Raw genomic sequence first — 13,100 nt, forward strand, 5'->3', positions numbered from 1 at the left:
GAAACCCGACAATTACCTCGCATGACTAAACCTGTAGATGTGCTTGGTTTACTTTTTCGGACGGGGGTTCAATTCCCCCCACCTCCATACGTCGAGTCAAGGCACGCTCACGCTTAAAACCTTGACTTCGCCGTTTTGAGGGTTTGTAATAAATCCTCAAAAAAATGAAAAAAAAATAATTTTTTTTTGTATTTTCTATTGACACTTTTTAGCGATTTCTATATTATATGATACATCAGTTGCGGGGATGGTGGAATTGGTAGACACGCTAGCTTGAGGTGCTAGTGGCGCAAGCTGTGCCTGTTCAAGTCAGGTTCTCCGCACGAACGAAAAGAGCTTCCTTAATGGAAGCTCTTTTTTTATACCTTGAGGTGCTAGTGGCGCAAGCTGTGCCGCCTGAAGCATATCTTCAGGCGAGACTCGGCTCAAAACGCTTTCGCGTTTTGTTGAAGCAAAGCTTCAACCGCCTCCCTATGTTCAAGTCAGGTTCTCCGCACGAGTTGCAGGGGCGGTTCTTGCTGGGAGCACAACTTGCACTTCTTTCTTTGGAGTTAAAAATGATTGCCGTATTTGTTAATTGTGCCACGATTTTGTTTGGCTGTGTCGTTGGGCTTTTGTTCGCAAAGAAAATCCCGCAGAAAGTTACTGATTCAATCCAACTTGCCTGTGGTTTGGTTTCGTTCGTAATGGGCGTTCAGATGTCATTCAAATATCAGAATGTCGTTTACCTCGCGCTCGCGCTGATTCTTGGCGGAATCGTAGGAACGCTTCTCGACATCGATGGAAATATCCTGAAATTTGGGAAGTTTCTTGAACGAGTGTTTGTACAGAAACGGGGTGTTGCGGGTACTCCCGCAGAAAGGGTAGCGGAAAACGCGGATGCGGTTGGAGCGAGGGGAAGGCTTTCCCCTTCTGAGTCTGAATCTTTTTCATCAGGCAGGCCTCAAAAAAACTTCGCCTATGCTTTTTTGAACGCTTCTGTGCTTTTTTGTGTGGGTGCGATGGCCATTGTAGGCAGCTTTAAGGCCGGAATTGAGCATGATTATTCTATTATATTCCTCAAATCGATTCTTGACGGTTTTATTTCGATTGGTTTTGCGGTTGCGATGGGCGTGGGCACGGCTTTCTCGGTGATTTCGATTTTTGTTTATCAGGGCGCGCTCACTTTGCTTTCGGTTCTGATTGCGCCTTATGTCAGCGAACAGATGCTGGCGGAACTGACTGGAAGTGGCGGGGCGTTGATTATCCTGATTGGTATAAATCTCATGGGCTTAAAAAAAGTGAAGACCGCGAATTACCTTCCGGCTGTGCTTTTCAGCGTGGTTTTTGTGCTGGCTGAGCCGGTGGTAAAAGAAATCTTCCATATATAAAATTCTTGTTTGATTTCTTCGGAATTCTCCAAAAAACTACTTGATTTTTAATATAAAAAACAAAATTTCTGCTTGATTTCCTCTCTGTTGTCGTTTAGAATGGAATCATAATTATAATCCCTTTATGCCACAGGAGGAAAAAATGGCAAAAGTAGAACTTAAAGGCGTTACAAAAGTTTACGACGGCAATGTTTTGGCTGTTGAGAAGTCAAATGTAACAATCGAAGACCGCGAATTCTGTGTATTTGTAGGTCCATCTGGCTGCGGTAAGTCAACAACTCTCCGCATGGTTGCTGGTCTCGAAGATATCACTGACGGTGAGCTTCTTATCGACGGCGAGCTCATGAATGATGTTCCGCCAAAAGACCGCAATATCGCAATGGTATTCCAGAACTACGCTCTTTACCCACACATGACCGTATTTGACAACATGGCATTCGGTCTCAAAATCCGCAAAGAGCCAAAAATCGAAATTCAGCGCAAAGTCGAAGAGGCTGCAAAAATGCTCGACCTCACTCAGTACCTCGACCGCAAACCGAAGGCACTTTCTGGTGGTCAGCGACAGCGTGTTGCTGTAGGACGAGCGATCGTTCGTTCTCCAAAAGTATTCTTGTTCGACGAGCCTCTTTCTAACCTCGACGCAAAACTCCGCGTTACAATGCGTGGTGAGATTTCTTCTCTTCACCACCGCTTGCAGGCAACAATGATTTATGTAACTCATGATCAGGTTGAAGCTATGACTATGGGTACAAAAATCGTCGTTATGTCTGAAAAACGAATTCAGCAGATTGGTGAGCCATTGTACTTGTACAACCACCCAATCAACAAATTCGTCGCAGGCTTCATCGGTACACCTCCAATGAACTTCTTCAAACTCAAGATTGAGGAAAAAGACGGAAAAGTCGTTGCAAACGAAGGTTCATTCACTCTTATCCCAACAGAGGATCAGCAGAAACACCTCAAGGCTTATGTCGGAAAAGAAGTTACATTCGGTATCCGCCCAGAGGACTTGCAGTATCAGGCAGTTCCTGCCGCTGAGAACAACATGCAGGTTAAAGTTACAAACAAAGAGCCTCTTGGTGCTGAGACACATGTATTCGTTCAGGTTAAGGACGCAAACATCGTAGCAAAAGTTTCTCCAGAAGTTGTTGTTCAGCTCGGCGACACAATCAACTTCGCACCAGATATGTCTCGCGCAAAATTCTTCGACCTCGAAACAGAAATCAACATCTGTGAACCAGAGATCGAGAAAAAGTGGTAGCGAACGGCGACGCGTAGCGTCGTAAAATCGCACCTCGTGCGATTTTAGTGAGTCTCGTCCGAAGCTGTGCTTCGGACGAGTTAGGGAGCCGGTTGCGATAGCGAACAAACTCACGAGGTGAGTTTGTAGGCGAGTCTCGGAAAAATCTGTGATTTTTCCGCGGAAGCGAGCCAAAAATTTCTAATTCAATCCCCTGCAAGTTCTTTGTAGGGGATTTTTTTTGCTTGTCGCAGGCTTAATTCCGGCTAAATTGTTTTAACTTCTTATTTGAGTGAGAGCACTTGTTCCAAAGACAGGTTACAGCATTGTGCGATTTCTTCAGCGGAAAGTTTGTTCAGTGAAAGTAGTTTTTTCGCATTTGTAATGCAAGTTTTCAGAGATGCTTCCTCATAAGCTTCTTTATAGGCTTCTTTTCGCTCTTCTTTAATCGTCTGTTCCCAGGTCATATATTGCTTTCTCCAAAATGAATTCTTTTTCGCGAGTGCGACTTTTTCATTCAGTGTGCGTGTAAATTCGTCATCTGCCTCTTCCCCACGCAGATACTTGAAGAAAAGTTTCTCATCCTCGGATTTTAGTTTATCACACATAGAGGCGTTAAAAAAGAGTTTGTAAGCTCTGTCGTTTAATTTTATATCTTTGTTTTCTATACAGACATTCTCGAAAGAGTAGAGGGGAAGACCTTTCCCAAAAATGTCGTTCAGACAGATGAAGATGATGTAAGTGTCTTTCAGTTCATCGTAGTCTATTCCAACATTCAGATTGTCCATGTCAATTATGCTCTGATAGTATCTTGACCGTTTGTGAAGATTTTCTTTCCTTACAGTCTGCATTTCGAGATCGAAAATTCGGCTGGAATCCTTCGTATAGACATCGAATCGAACACTCTTGGAGTCAAGCCCTTCTTGCATGGTTCGTTCTGTTTGAGGTGGCTCCAGGTGATCAATCTCGATATGCAATAAGATTTCCAGAAGATGCTTGCAAAGTTCCGGGTTTGTCTCCATCACTTTACAAAAGATAAAATTGTTCGCCAGTGTGAGCGAATTCCACTTTTCTTCCAGTGTCATTGGTTTTTCTGTTTTCTGCATTTTGTAACTCCCATATACTAATTTATTCAGAAAACAGCCCTGCTTTCTGACACATATATATAGGCAAAAAATTTGCGGTTTTGGCAACGCAAATTAAAACTGGTCGGAAAAGTGCAAAAAATATTTTTTGGGGCTTGGGTCGTTGCGGGGCAAAACAGCAAGTAGATTTTGCCCCGCAGAGAGGGTAGGGCACAACGAAGTGGTAGCGACGCACGGTTCAGGCATAGCCTTCACCGAGACTCGCCTAGAAACTCACCTCGTGAGTTTCTTCGCCTACGGCGACCGGCTCCCTAGGGGAGACTTCCCCCTTCCTTGTGTCTTATTCTCCTTCCTTGGACTGACAATTCCCCGGTTTTGTGCTATACTCTCCTCATGAAAAAATCTTCCGTAGTAATCTATAAATCTTCCCCAGCTCTCGTCGGTGAGCGGGATGGCGATAAATATCTTGTGAACTGGTGCGTGTCTCGTGCCACAGCAACGGGCAAAAAGGCCGTGTATGCCAGCCAGAAAGTGCGTGAGAAGGATGTTGTTCTCTTGTGCGAGGGCGAGGCTTCTTCTATTGACGCCGTTCTTGATTTTGCGGAAAGTGCCTGTGCAGAGGGGAGCGAGGTTTTGGCTCAGATTGCTGAAATCCATGAGCTTTTGCTGAGCGATGATGAGACTGCCACAACCGAGCAGAGTTTTTCTTATATTGCGGAACTTTTGCGTGGTGAGCTTAAGGCGAACGAATCCTGGGGAATTTACAGTGCCCTAAAATCTTCTTTTGAATTTGAAGAAATTCTTCGTGACAATCAGGTTTTCTTTGTTCCTCGTTCCCATGAAAAAATTACTGAGCTTAAAAACAAGGCTTTTGAAAAGGAACATGCCGAAGAACTGCGTGCTGCATTTATTGAGCGGCTTAAGGCTAAAAATCTTCTCCCGGAAGATTCAAAATACATGGGCGATATCGAGGCCCTTGCTCTTGGCACTACCGATAAAAGCAAGACGATGAAGGACGCGGGCTTCAAGGAAACTCCAGAAAAAGCCCATAAGCTCCTTTTGGACACAAAAATTTGGGATATCACGCGAAATCCTTACCCTGTACGGCTTGGCTTGAGCGCAAAAAGTGCGACTGTCTCGCTTGGAGTTCCGCCTGATGAAGAGCGTGTCCGTGTTCCTGGCGTTTCTTATGCGATTGATAGCGAATGGTCAACTGATCCAGATGATGCGATTGCCTTTGACGGTGAATATCTTTGGGTTCATATCGCAGACCCGGCTTCATTCGTGACTCCTGATTCTGAAATTGACAAGGTTGCCCGTGGTCGTGGTGCTACTCTCTATCTTCCTGAAGGTGCGGCCCGAATGTTGAGCGAGGATTGCCTTGAGGATTATGCTCTGGGCTTGCGTGAGGAAAGCCGTGCCTTGAGCTTTAAGATTAAGCTTGGTGAGAACGGTGAGCTTGAGGACTGCGAGGTTTTGCGAACGATTGTCGATGTTAAGCGGCTTACTTACGAAAAGGCCGACGAGCTAAAAGAGACCTCTGAGCTTAAGCCGCTTTTTGATATTGCGCGCCGTAATTTTGCGAGACGATGCAAGGCTGGTGCTGTTAACATTTCTATTCCCGAAGTTCATATCACGGTTAATCCGGAAACAAAGGATGTTGCTTTTGAGGAAGTTCCTCGTTATGAGAGTGGCGATGTCGTGCGTGAGGCGATGGTTCTTGCGGGCGAGGGAGCCGCGAAGTTTGCGTTCAAGAATAATATTCCGTTCCCGTTCATCTCTCAGGATGTTCCGGAAATTCCAAGCGACATTCCTGAAGGACTTGCCGGGCAGTTCCGTCTCAGAAAATGTATGCGAAAACGAAATGTGAATGTCACTCCTGCAAGTCATGCAGGCTTGGGCGTGGGAATGTATTCTCAGGTGACTTCTCCGCTTCGCCGTTACGGTGATTTGCTTGGTCATGAGCAGCTCCGTGCTTTTTTAAAGGGCGAAAAACTGATTGACAAGGACACGATGCTCATGCGGATGAGTGAGGGGGACGCGGCGATGCAGGCAAGTAAAAAAGCTGAGCGAAACAGCCGCACCCACTGGACGCTCGTTTATCTTCTGCAGCACCCGGAATGGCAGGGCGAGGCAATCTGCGTTGACAAGCAGTCGGGGCGTGCCTTGTATTTCATCACCCAGCTCGGCATGGAAACCACGATTGGTGGCGAGGGTCCGGTCGATTTGAACGGAAAAGTCACGCTAAAAGTCGGAAAAATTGATCTCCCGAACCTTGAAGTCGTGTTCACGGTGGGGTAAAAACCGGCGTAAAACTTTCCATTTGTACAAAAACGCAAAATATTCTATTATATACTCGCTTTGGAAGATTGTTATAAGATTCTTGGTGTGCGGCGCGATGCCACTGCGGCAGAAATCAAGCGCGCTTATCGTCAGAAGGCCAAACTTTTACATCCCGATGCTTCTCAGAATTCGGCGACGACCGAAGAATTTCGCCAGCTCGTAAAGGCTTATGAGATTTTGTCCGATGTCAAGCAGCGTTCACTTTTTGATGAATCTTATTTCACGCGCTCACATTCAGCTCATGGCGGCCGCTCGGTTAATTCTTTTGATTATCGTGAATGGCTTTTAAAGCGCAATGACGAGGAAAGCCGTTCCAAACTGATTTTCTTCGATTTGATGCACGACCGTGAGGATGATGCTGTTGCCGAATTCAAGCGGATGAGCATGAATCACGCCGGATTTCGCCTTGCAAAATGGTTTACGCGCGAGAATTTCATGGACTACGGTTTCATTCTCTGCGAGGAGCTTGTGCTGCGGCAGGAATATTACGACGCGTTCATTCTTCTTGAGCAGATTATCCGCATGGAGTACAGCTATCAGTATTTCCGCCTGTTCTTCCCGGAGGTGATGGAGCTTGCCGCGAATGTGCTCAAAAATCATCTTGAGGGCAAAATTCCCGATGAGCTTGCGCTTGATTGCTGGGAGCGTGCGCTGGAACTGGGCTTCGGAAAAAGCAACGATGCGAATTTCTTGCGAAAAATGGCCGCGGCATACAGACGGCTTGGCGATGATGCCACGGCAAGAATCTGCGAGGAAGAAGCGTTAAGGCTTGTAAAATAGAAGAAAATGTCAAGGAGAAATATAGATGATTCGATTGAAGAATGAGAAGGAGATTGAAGGAATCAGGCAGTCTTGTCATGCTCTGGCGGATTTGTTCCGCGAAGTTGTTCCGCAGGTTCATCCTGGAATGAGCACAAAAGAAGTCGATGATTTGGTCAAAAAATTCATCAAGGGCGTTGGTGGAAAACCTGCATGGTACAAAGAGGATTTTCCTGGGGCTGCCTGCATCAGCATCAATAATGAGGTAATTCACGGAATTCCTTCACGAAAACGCATTATACACGACGGCGACATCGTTTCGCTTGATATCGGAATTGATTTGGACGGCTATATTTCTGATTCGACCCACACTGTCATGGTCGGCAATGTAAAGCCTGAAATCCGCCGGCTCGTAAAGGCGACGCGCGAAAGCCTTACTGCAGGAATCGCGGCTTGTGTCGCAGGAAACAGAATCCGCGACATCTCAAAGGCTGTCTATGATGTCGCTCATGATCGATACGGTTTCGGTGTCGTCTGGGAATATTGCGGTCACGGTGTCGGCCTTGATGTCCACGAGGATCCAAGCGTTCCGAACCTTCCGGAAGGTGGCCCGAACCCTCGCATTCAGTCAGGCATGGTTCTTGCGATTGAGCCGATGATTAACCTCGGTACAGGTGATGTTGACCTTGCGAGCGACGGCTGGACAGTTCTTACAGCAGACGGAAAATGGAGCCGCCACGAGGAGCATACGGTTGCGGTCTTCCCTGACCACACGGAAGTGCTTACAGCCTGCGATGATCTGGTGTGTTAGCGCTGGTAGCCCCGAAGTACCTGAGTGAGCGCAGCGAGCGACGGTATGAGCGTTAGCGAAGGGCGGACATAGCGACCCATGCGAAGCATGGGGAACACCGATTTATAACAACTTTTTCTGTAACTAATTTTTGTTTCCGGGATTTTATTATTAGAAATCGAAAATCATAGGATTTTACTAAAACAACAATCCTTTTCGGAGGCAAAAATATGAAAAAAATTACTAAACGACTCTTGGCAGGAACAGCGGCTTGTGCCTTTGCATTTGCCGCCGTTTCTCTTTCATGCACTCGTGTGCAGGTTCAGGGCAGCGCGGCCACGGCTTTTGCCGACACTTCAAAACCTGCCGTAACAATTCCAAGCGAATCTCTCAAGGTCATCGAGGCTTTGCAGAATTCTTTCCGTTCAATTTCATCTGGTGTCCTTCCTTCTGTAGTTGAAATTGATGTCACAGAAAAAAAAGAAGTCCAGACAATGAATCCTTTTGAGGGATGGCCGTTCGACTTCTTCTTCGGCAATCCTAACGGCGAGTGGGAGCAGGATTCACGAAACAAAAAGCGTGAGTATGAGCAGAAAGGCCTTGGTTCAGGCGTAATCGTAAAGCGTACTGGCGACACTGTTTATGTCCTCACGAACAATCATGTCGCAGGCAAGGCAACCAACATCACCGTAAAGCTCAACGACGGTCAGGAATTTGAAGGCAAATTGGTCGGTGCTGATGCAAGGCAGGATATTGCGCTTGTTTCATTCGATGCAAAAGATGCTGAGAATATCATAGTTGCTTCTCTTGGCGACAGTGACAAGGTTCAGACCGGCGACATCTGTCTGGCAATGGGTGCTCCTTTGGGCTACCGTCAGTCTGTCACACAGGGTATTGTCAGTGCGACAGGCCGAAGCGGAGATCAGATTGGTAACATGAACGACTTTATTCAGACTGATGCCGCAATCAACCAGGGTAACTCCGGTGGTCCTCTCGTAAATATCTATGGCGAGGTAATCGGAATCAATACTTGGATTGCCTCTGGTTCAGGCGGAAGCGTTGGCTTGGGATTCGCACTTCCAATCAATTCTGTCAAAAAAGCAATCGATGATTTCATTTCAAAGGGAAAAATCACTTACGGTTGGCTCGGCATTTCTCTTGTCGATGTCACTGATGAATATAAGAAAGAACTTGGCGTAAAAGGTCAGAAAGGTGCATTCGCTTCTCAGGTCTTCATGAATTCTCCTGCCGCAAAAGGCGGAATGCAGGCCGGCGACTACATCATCCAGATTAACGGAAAAAATGTGAACAGCCAGAGCGAGCTTATCCGTGAGGTCGCATATCTTCCTGCTGACAAAAAAGCTGAGTTCGTTGTGATTCGCGGCGGAAATAAAATTACCCTCAGCGTTATGATTGAGGAACGAACAGAAACCGTTTCAAATGACAATTCAAAACTTTGGCCAGGATTCATCGCATCACCTCTTAACAAAAAACTTCGTGAGAGCCTTAAGGTTGACGACAAGGTTAAGGGTGTTGCCGTAACAAACGTTCTTGAAAAGTCTCCGGCTGCGGCCCTCCGTATCCAGAACGGCGACATCATCACTGCTGTAAACGACAAGAAAGTTACTAACCTCAAGGAATTCTACGAGGCTCTTGATTTGAGCCGCAACAAGGAAATCTGGTTCGATGTCTACAACGACGGACACACGATTTCCACAGGAAAATACAAATTGAACTAAATGAAGCTGGCTGAGGTTTTGTCCCCTGCGGACGCTCCTTTCCTCCTTTTTCCCTCAGCCTCTTCTATTGCACTTGTATGCCAGCGGGCTTCGGCCTGCTGGCTTTTTTGCTTTGGCGGGTGTTGAGGACATGGAGGCAGGCTTGCTTCCTTCAATTCCTGTTAAAAAATGCTATTTCTTTATATTGACCATATTTCCTAAAATTTGATATAATCTTGTACTTATATTTTAATTTTTAGTCGTTAGAGTTCCGTTACACTTTGCGGCGATTAAGAGGTTTTACATGTACGCACTTTTTGAATACAAAGGCAAACAGTACAAGGCTGAGAAAGATGCTCTCATTCAGGTCGATAAAATCGATGCTGAAGACGGTGCAAAAATTGACATCGACTCAGTTCTTTTGGTTAGCGACGGCGACAAAATTTCTGTCGGAACACCGTTCGTTAAAGGCGCAAAAGTCAGCGCAGTTGTTGAGAACAGCTTCCGCGACAAGAAAGTTCTTGTTTTCAAATACAAGAGCAAGAAAGACTATCACCGCTTGATCGGTCACAGACAGGAATACACAAACATTCGTGTTAAGGACATCACTCTCTAATAAAGAATGACTGTCGTAGCACTTTCTTATGGCAAAAACGGCGCGATAAAAAAATGTCAAGCTAACGGGCACGCTGATTTTTCTAAGAAGGGAACGGACATAGTTTGTGCGGCAATAACAATACTTATCCGCACGGCAATGCAGGTTCTTTCACATACAGAAAATGTTTTATTGATTGCTGATGCTTCTGCGCGCGGGACTCTTTCCTTTAGCGTTGAGGCGAAAACTGAGAGTCCGGAAACGGAAGCCCAGCTTAAATGTATCGGAGATTTTTTAAGAACTGGAATCAAGGCTCTTACAAAAGAATTTCCTGAGAATGTAATTCTTATGGAGGAATAAAATGGGACGAAGTAAAGGTGGTAGCGGCGCAAAAAACGGCCGTCAGTCAAATCCTAAATACTTGGGTGTTAAAGCTTACGGCGGAGAATTCGTAACCGCAGGCTCAATCATCGTTAAACAGCGTGGAACAAAAATCTGGCCAGGTGACAATGTTAAATTGGCTGGAGACGACAGTTTGTTTGCAACAGCAGACGGAAACGTCAAATTCCACGAGCGCATGAACAGAAAATACGCATCTGTAGTTCCTGTTCAGGCATAAGTTTTGACCTAATTGATGAAAGCCCGGATTCAGTTTTCTGTCTCCGGGTTTTTTTATAATTTCTCACTGAGGACACAGAGGGCACGGAGAAATGTCAGAGTGGGAAGTTTTTAATGCTCTCTGTGTGCTTTTAAAACCTGCGCAACACAGTTGCTTCGGAGAATCGCTAAAATTGCAATGCAATTTTTTAACGCTCTCTATCTGTGAGGAATTTAAAATGAAACAATTTGCTGATGAAGCAATAATCGAAGTGACATCCGGCAAGGGCGGAAACGGATGCGTGTCTTTCCGTCGCGAAAAGTATGTTCCGATGGGCGGCCCGAACGGTGGTGACGGCGGCAAGGGCGGCGATGTCATTTTCTGTGTAAAGCGAAATGTAAAGACTCTCGCAAATATCCGTTTCAAACGCTTCTTTAAAGCCAAGAACGGCGGCGACGGCATGGGCTGGAACAAATACGGCAAGGACGGCGAGGATATCGTAATCGCAGTTCCGCCTGGAACAGCAATCCGTGATGCCGAGACAAAAGAACTTATCAAGGAATTCACTACTGAAAGCGAGGACGAGCAGTTCGTTTTCCTCAAAGGCGGTAACGGCGGCTGGGGAAACGTTCACTTTAAGTCTTCGACAAATCAGGCTCCGCGAACGGCGAACAAAGGTCAGCCTGGTGAATACCGAAAATTACTCCTTGAGATGAGCATTATGGCTGATGTCGGCTTGGTCGGTTTCCCGAACGCAGGTAAATCTTCTTTGCTTGACGCTTTCACTAACGCGAGGCCAAAAATCGCACCTTATCCGTTCACTACAAAAATCCCGAACCTCGGCGTTTTGCGCGCGGACAGCGAGCAGGATGTTATCATTGCTGATATTCCGGGAATCATTGAGGGTGCGAGCGAAGGTGCGGGATTGGGAATCCGCTTCTTAAAGCATATTTCGCGCACAGCAGGCCTTTTGTTTATGATTGACTGCTCTGACGAAACCTGTCTTACGGCGTATAAAACCCTCTGTGATGAGCTTGAGGGCTTCTCAAAAGATTTGCTTGCTAAGCCTCATATCGTTCTTTGTAACAAAATCGATATTGAGGGGGTCAGCGAGAATGCTGCCAAAATCGCTGAGGAAATCAAAAAGACGGAGCCTGAGACAAAAGTTATTCCTGTTTCGGTTGCTAGCCACAAGGGCTTGAATGATGTCCGAATCGCAATTCTTGGCCTTGTCGGTGAACTTTCATCATGGAAAGAAAAAAAGACCGAGGCAAAGGCAAAGGCTTCTTCATTCATGGAGTCTCGCTCTGTAGATGAATTTATGGAAGAGCAGTTGCCTGGTTCAGAAAAGTCGGAGTATGATTCGTGAAAATCGCGATGCTCGGAGGCAGTTTCAATCCGATTCATGTCGGGCATTTAATTCTCGCTGATTCGGTTTGCAAAAATCTTGGTTACGATAAAATTCTCTTCGTTCCCACGGCAAATCCGCCTCACAAGGAGCTTTCTTGTGAAGTTGCGGCAAGCGACCGCCTTGAAATGACTCGTCTTGCCGTTCTTGGCGACGATCGTTTTGTGGCTGAGCCGTGCGAGATAGAGCGGGGCGGGGTTTCGTACACTTTCGACACAGTCTGCTTCCTTGAGCAAAAATATGCGTCGGTTCTCACTGGAAAAATCGGGCTTGTCATGGGCGAGGATTTAATCGCTGATTACGACAAATGGTATAAGGCTGAAGAACTTGCCCAAAAATCCGATTTAATTCTTGCTGTTCGGCCAAAAGATTCAGATTTAAAGGCTGAATTTCAGAATTCTCCTACTGCAAAATACGGAAAGAATCCAATGACAGGCGTAAACCGAGAGAATTTTCCTTTTCCGCATAAAATTGTCGAAAATCCGCGGATTGAGCTTTCTTCATCAGAAATCCGGCAGAAAATCGCTGAGGGCGGCGCATGGCGTTATCTTGTAAGCGAGCGAGTTTTTGAATATATTATAGAAAGGAATCTTTATGCAAAGTGAATTGTACGAAAAAATTTCTGAATATACAAAAAGCGTCGTAAAGGAAAGCCGTTTTGAGCATTCCGAGCGCACTGCCAAAATGCTTGCTGATTTGTGCAAAAATTACGGTCTTAGCGAAGAAAAAGGCTGGCTTGCAGGAATCGCCCATGATATGTGCAAGGATGTCAGCGATGAGGAGCTTTTTGAGCTTGCCGGAAAAGACGGCCGGGAAATCACAAAAATGGAGCGTGAAATGCCTTTCTTGCTTCATGGACGAGCCGCGGCAGTACGGATTCAAGAGATGTTCGGCGTGACTGACCCTGAGATTATCGATGCGATTGCGAATCACACTTTCGGTTCAGTTGATTCTTGTGATTTTGCACTTTTGCTTTTTGTTGCGGACAAAATTGAGCCTGGCCGACCTCAGTCAACAGACGAATATCGCGCGAATCTCATGTCTCTTTCTTGCCACGGAATTGTTCTTGCGGTTCTTGAAGAGAATATTGAATATCTTGAAAAGCGAGGCAAAACTGTAGCCCCAGAATCTCTCGCATTACGGGAAAAACTTTTGAAGGAGGCAGGAGCAAATTACTCAAATTAGCATAAATAA

The 13,100-nt window shown here is 46.0% G+C and carries 13 protein-coding genes, 1 tRNA gene and 1 other RNA gene; 14 read left to right on the plus strand and 1 reads right to left on the minus strand.

What is annotated here, in order from left to right:
* From ssrA to IJJ71_RS00790, 4 genes are all read left to right on the plus strand, one after another.
* Nucleotides 1-90, plus strand: a transfer-messenger RNA (tmRNA) gene (gene ssrA / locus IJJ71_RS00775); the annotation flags it as partial.
* Nucleotides 91-241: 151 nt separating this feature from the next.
* Nucleotides 242-323: transfer RNA gene (locus IJJ71_RS00780), tRNA-Leu, on the plus strand.
* A 234-nt stretch (nt 324-557) separates the two neighbouring features.
* On the plus strand, nt 558-1,370 hold the full coding sequence (locus IJJ71_RS00785; RefSeq protein ID WP_296844743.1) for a DUF554 domain-containing protein: 813 nt from the start codon (nt 558-560) through the stop codon (nt 1,368-1,370).
* Between the two features lie 142 nt (nt 1,371-1,512).
* A complete protein-coding gene (locus IJJ71_RS00790; RefSeq protein ID WP_296844744.1) occupies nt 1,513-2,631 on the plus strand; it encodes an ABC transporter ATP-binding protein in 1,119 nt (372 codons plus the stop codon).
* 263 nt (nt 2,632-2,894) lie between these two features.
* On the opposite strand, the gene IJJ71_RS00795 is transcribed toward IJJ71_RS00790, so the two are convergent.
* Nucleotides 2,895-3,716: an Rpn family recombination-promoting nuclease/putative transposase gene (locus IJJ71_RS00795; protein WP_296844745.1), complete on the minus strand. Its 822-nt coding sequence runs from the start codon at nt 3,714-3,716 to the stop codon at nt 2,895-2,897.
* A 372-nt stretch (nt 3,717-4,088) separates the two neighbouring features.
* On the opposite strand from IJJ71_RS00795, the gene IJJ71_RS00800 reads away from it, so the two are divergent.
* From IJJ71_RS00800 to yqeK, 10 genes are all read left to right on the plus strand, one after another.
* Complete coding sequence (locus IJJ71_RS00800) at nt 4,089-5,996, plus strand: ribonuclease catalytic domain-containing protein (RefSeq protein ID WP_296844746.1); 1,908 nt, start codon at nt 4,089-4,091, stop codon at nt 5,994-5,996.
* A 60-nt stretch (nt 5,997-6,056) separates the two neighbouring features.
* A complete protein-coding gene (locus tag IJJ71_RS00805; RefSeq protein ID WP_296844747.1) occupies nt 6,057-6,818 on the plus strand; it encodes a J domain-containing protein in 762 nt (253 codons plus the stop codon).
* Between the two features lie 25 nt (nt 6,819-6,843).
* The gene (gene map, locus IJJ71_RS00810) at nt 6,844-7,608 is read left to right on the plus strand and encodes a type I methionyl aminopeptidase (RefSeq protein WP_296844748.1); all 765 of its coding nucleotides are present in this window, start codon (nt 6,844-6,846) and stop codon (nt 7,606-7,608) included.
* A gap of 209 nt (nt 7,609-7,817) precedes the next feature.
* Entirely contained in the window at nt 7,818-9,326 is a 1,509-nt protein-coding gene (locus IJJ71_RS00815) for a Do family serine endopeptidase (protein ID WP_296844749.1), read from the plus strand.
* A 283-nt stretch (nt 9,327-9,609) separates the two neighbouring features.
* Nucleotides 9,610-9,921: a 50S ribosomal protein L21 gene (gene rplU / locus IJJ71_RS00820; protein ID WP_296844750.1), complete on the plus strand. Its 312-nt coding sequence runs from the start codon at nt 9,610-9,612 to the stop codon at nt 9,919-9,921.
* A 6-nt stretch (nt 9,922-9,927) separates the two neighbouring features.
* The gene (locus IJJ71_RS00825) at nt 9,928-10,260 is read left to right on the plus strand and encodes a ribosomal-processing cysteine protease Prp (protein WP_296844751.1); all 333 of its coding nucleotides are present in this window, start codon (nt 9,928-9,930) and stop codon (nt 10,258-10,260) included.
* 1 nt (nt 10,261) lies between these two features.
* Nucleotides 10,262-10,519 carry a 50S ribosomal protein L27 gene (gene rpmA / locus IJJ71_RS00830; RefSeq protein ID WP_296844752.1) on the plus strand — a complete coding sequence of 86 codons (258 nt, stop codon included), beginning with the start codon at nt 10,262-10,264 and terminating at the stop codon, nt 10,517-10,519.
* Between the two features lie 217 nt (nt 10,520-10,736).
* Nucleotides 10,737-11,867, plus strand: a complete 1,131-nt coding sequence (gene obgE / locus IJJ71_RS00835) for a GTPase ObgE (protein ID WP_296844753.1) — start codon at nt 10,737-10,739, stop codon at nt 11,865-11,867.
* Nucleotides 11,864-12,511 carry a nicotinate (nicotinamide) nucleotide adenylyltransferase gene (gene nadD / locus IJJ71_RS00840; RefSeq protein WP_296844755.1) on the plus strand — a complete coding sequence of 216 codons (648 nt, stop codon included), beginning with the start codon at nt 11,864-11,866 and terminating at the stop codon, nt 12,509-12,511. Before obgE ends, nadD begins: the two co-directional genes overlap by 4 nt.
* Nucleotides 12,501-13,091, plus strand: coding sequence for a bis(5'-nucleosyl)-tetraphosphatase (symmetrical) YqeK (yqeK, locus tag IJJ71_RS00845; protein WP_296844756.1), 591 nt, complete (start codon nt 12,501-12,503; stop codon nt 13,089-13,091). The genes nadD and yqeK overlap by 11 nt, the downstream gene beginning before the upstream one ends.
* Nucleotides 13,092-13,100 lie beyond the last annotated feature (9 nt).

The sequence above is a fragment of the Treponema sp. genome (assembly GCF_017430385.1).
Taxonomy (GTDB): Bacteria; Spirochaetota; Spirochaetia; order Treponematales; family Treponemataceae; genus Treponema_D.

What these genes read in the sequence shown, in the direction of transcription:
- IJJ71_RS00785 (WP_296844743.1), top strand. Translation starts at nt 558, where the DNA reads ATGATTGCCGTATTTGTTAATTGTGCCACGATTTTGTTTGGCTGTGTC.
- IJJ71_RS00795 (WP_296844745.1), bottom strand. Translation starts at nt 3,716, where the DNA reads ATGCAGAAAACAGAAAAACCAATGACACTGGAAGAAAAGTGGAATTCG.
- obgE (WP_296844753.1), top strand. Translation starts at nt 10,737, where the DNA reads ATGAAACAATTTGCTGATGAAGCAATAATCGAAGTGACATCCGGCAAG.
- rpmA (WP_296844752.1), top strand. Translation starts at nt 10,262, where the DNA reads ATGGGACGAAGTAAAGGTGGTAGCGGCGCAAAAAACGGCCGTCAGTCA.
- rplU (WP_296844750.1), top strand. Translation starts at nt 9,610, where the DNA reads ATGTACGCACTTTTTGAATACAAAGGCAAACAGTACAAGGCTGAGAAA.
- IJJ71_RS00825 (WP_296844751.1), top strand. Translation starts at nt 9,928, where the DNA reads ATGACTGTCGTAGCACTTTCTTATGGCAAAAACGGCGCGATAAAAAAA.
- IJJ71_RS00815 (WP_296844749.1), top strand. Translation starts at nt 7,818, where the DNA reads ATGAAAAAAATTACTAAACGACTCTTGGCAGGAACAGCGGCTTGTGCC.
- map (WP_296844748.1), top strand. Translation starts at nt 6,844, where the DNA reads ATGATTCGATTGAAGAATGAGAAGGAGATTGAAGGAATCAGGCAGTCT.
- yqeK (WP_296844756.1), top strand. Translation starts at nt 12,501, where the DNA reads ATGCAAAGTGAATTGTACGAAAAAATTTCTGAATATACAAAAAGCGTC.
- IJJ71_RS00800 (WP_296844746.1), top strand. Translation starts at nt 4,089, where the DNA reads ATGAAAAAATCTTCCGTAGTAATCTATAAATCTTCCCCAGCTCTCGTC.
- IJJ71_RS00790 (WP_296844744.1), top strand. Translation starts at nt 1,513, where the DNA reads ATGGCAAAAGTAGAACTTAAAGGCGTTACAAAAGTTTACGACGGCAAT.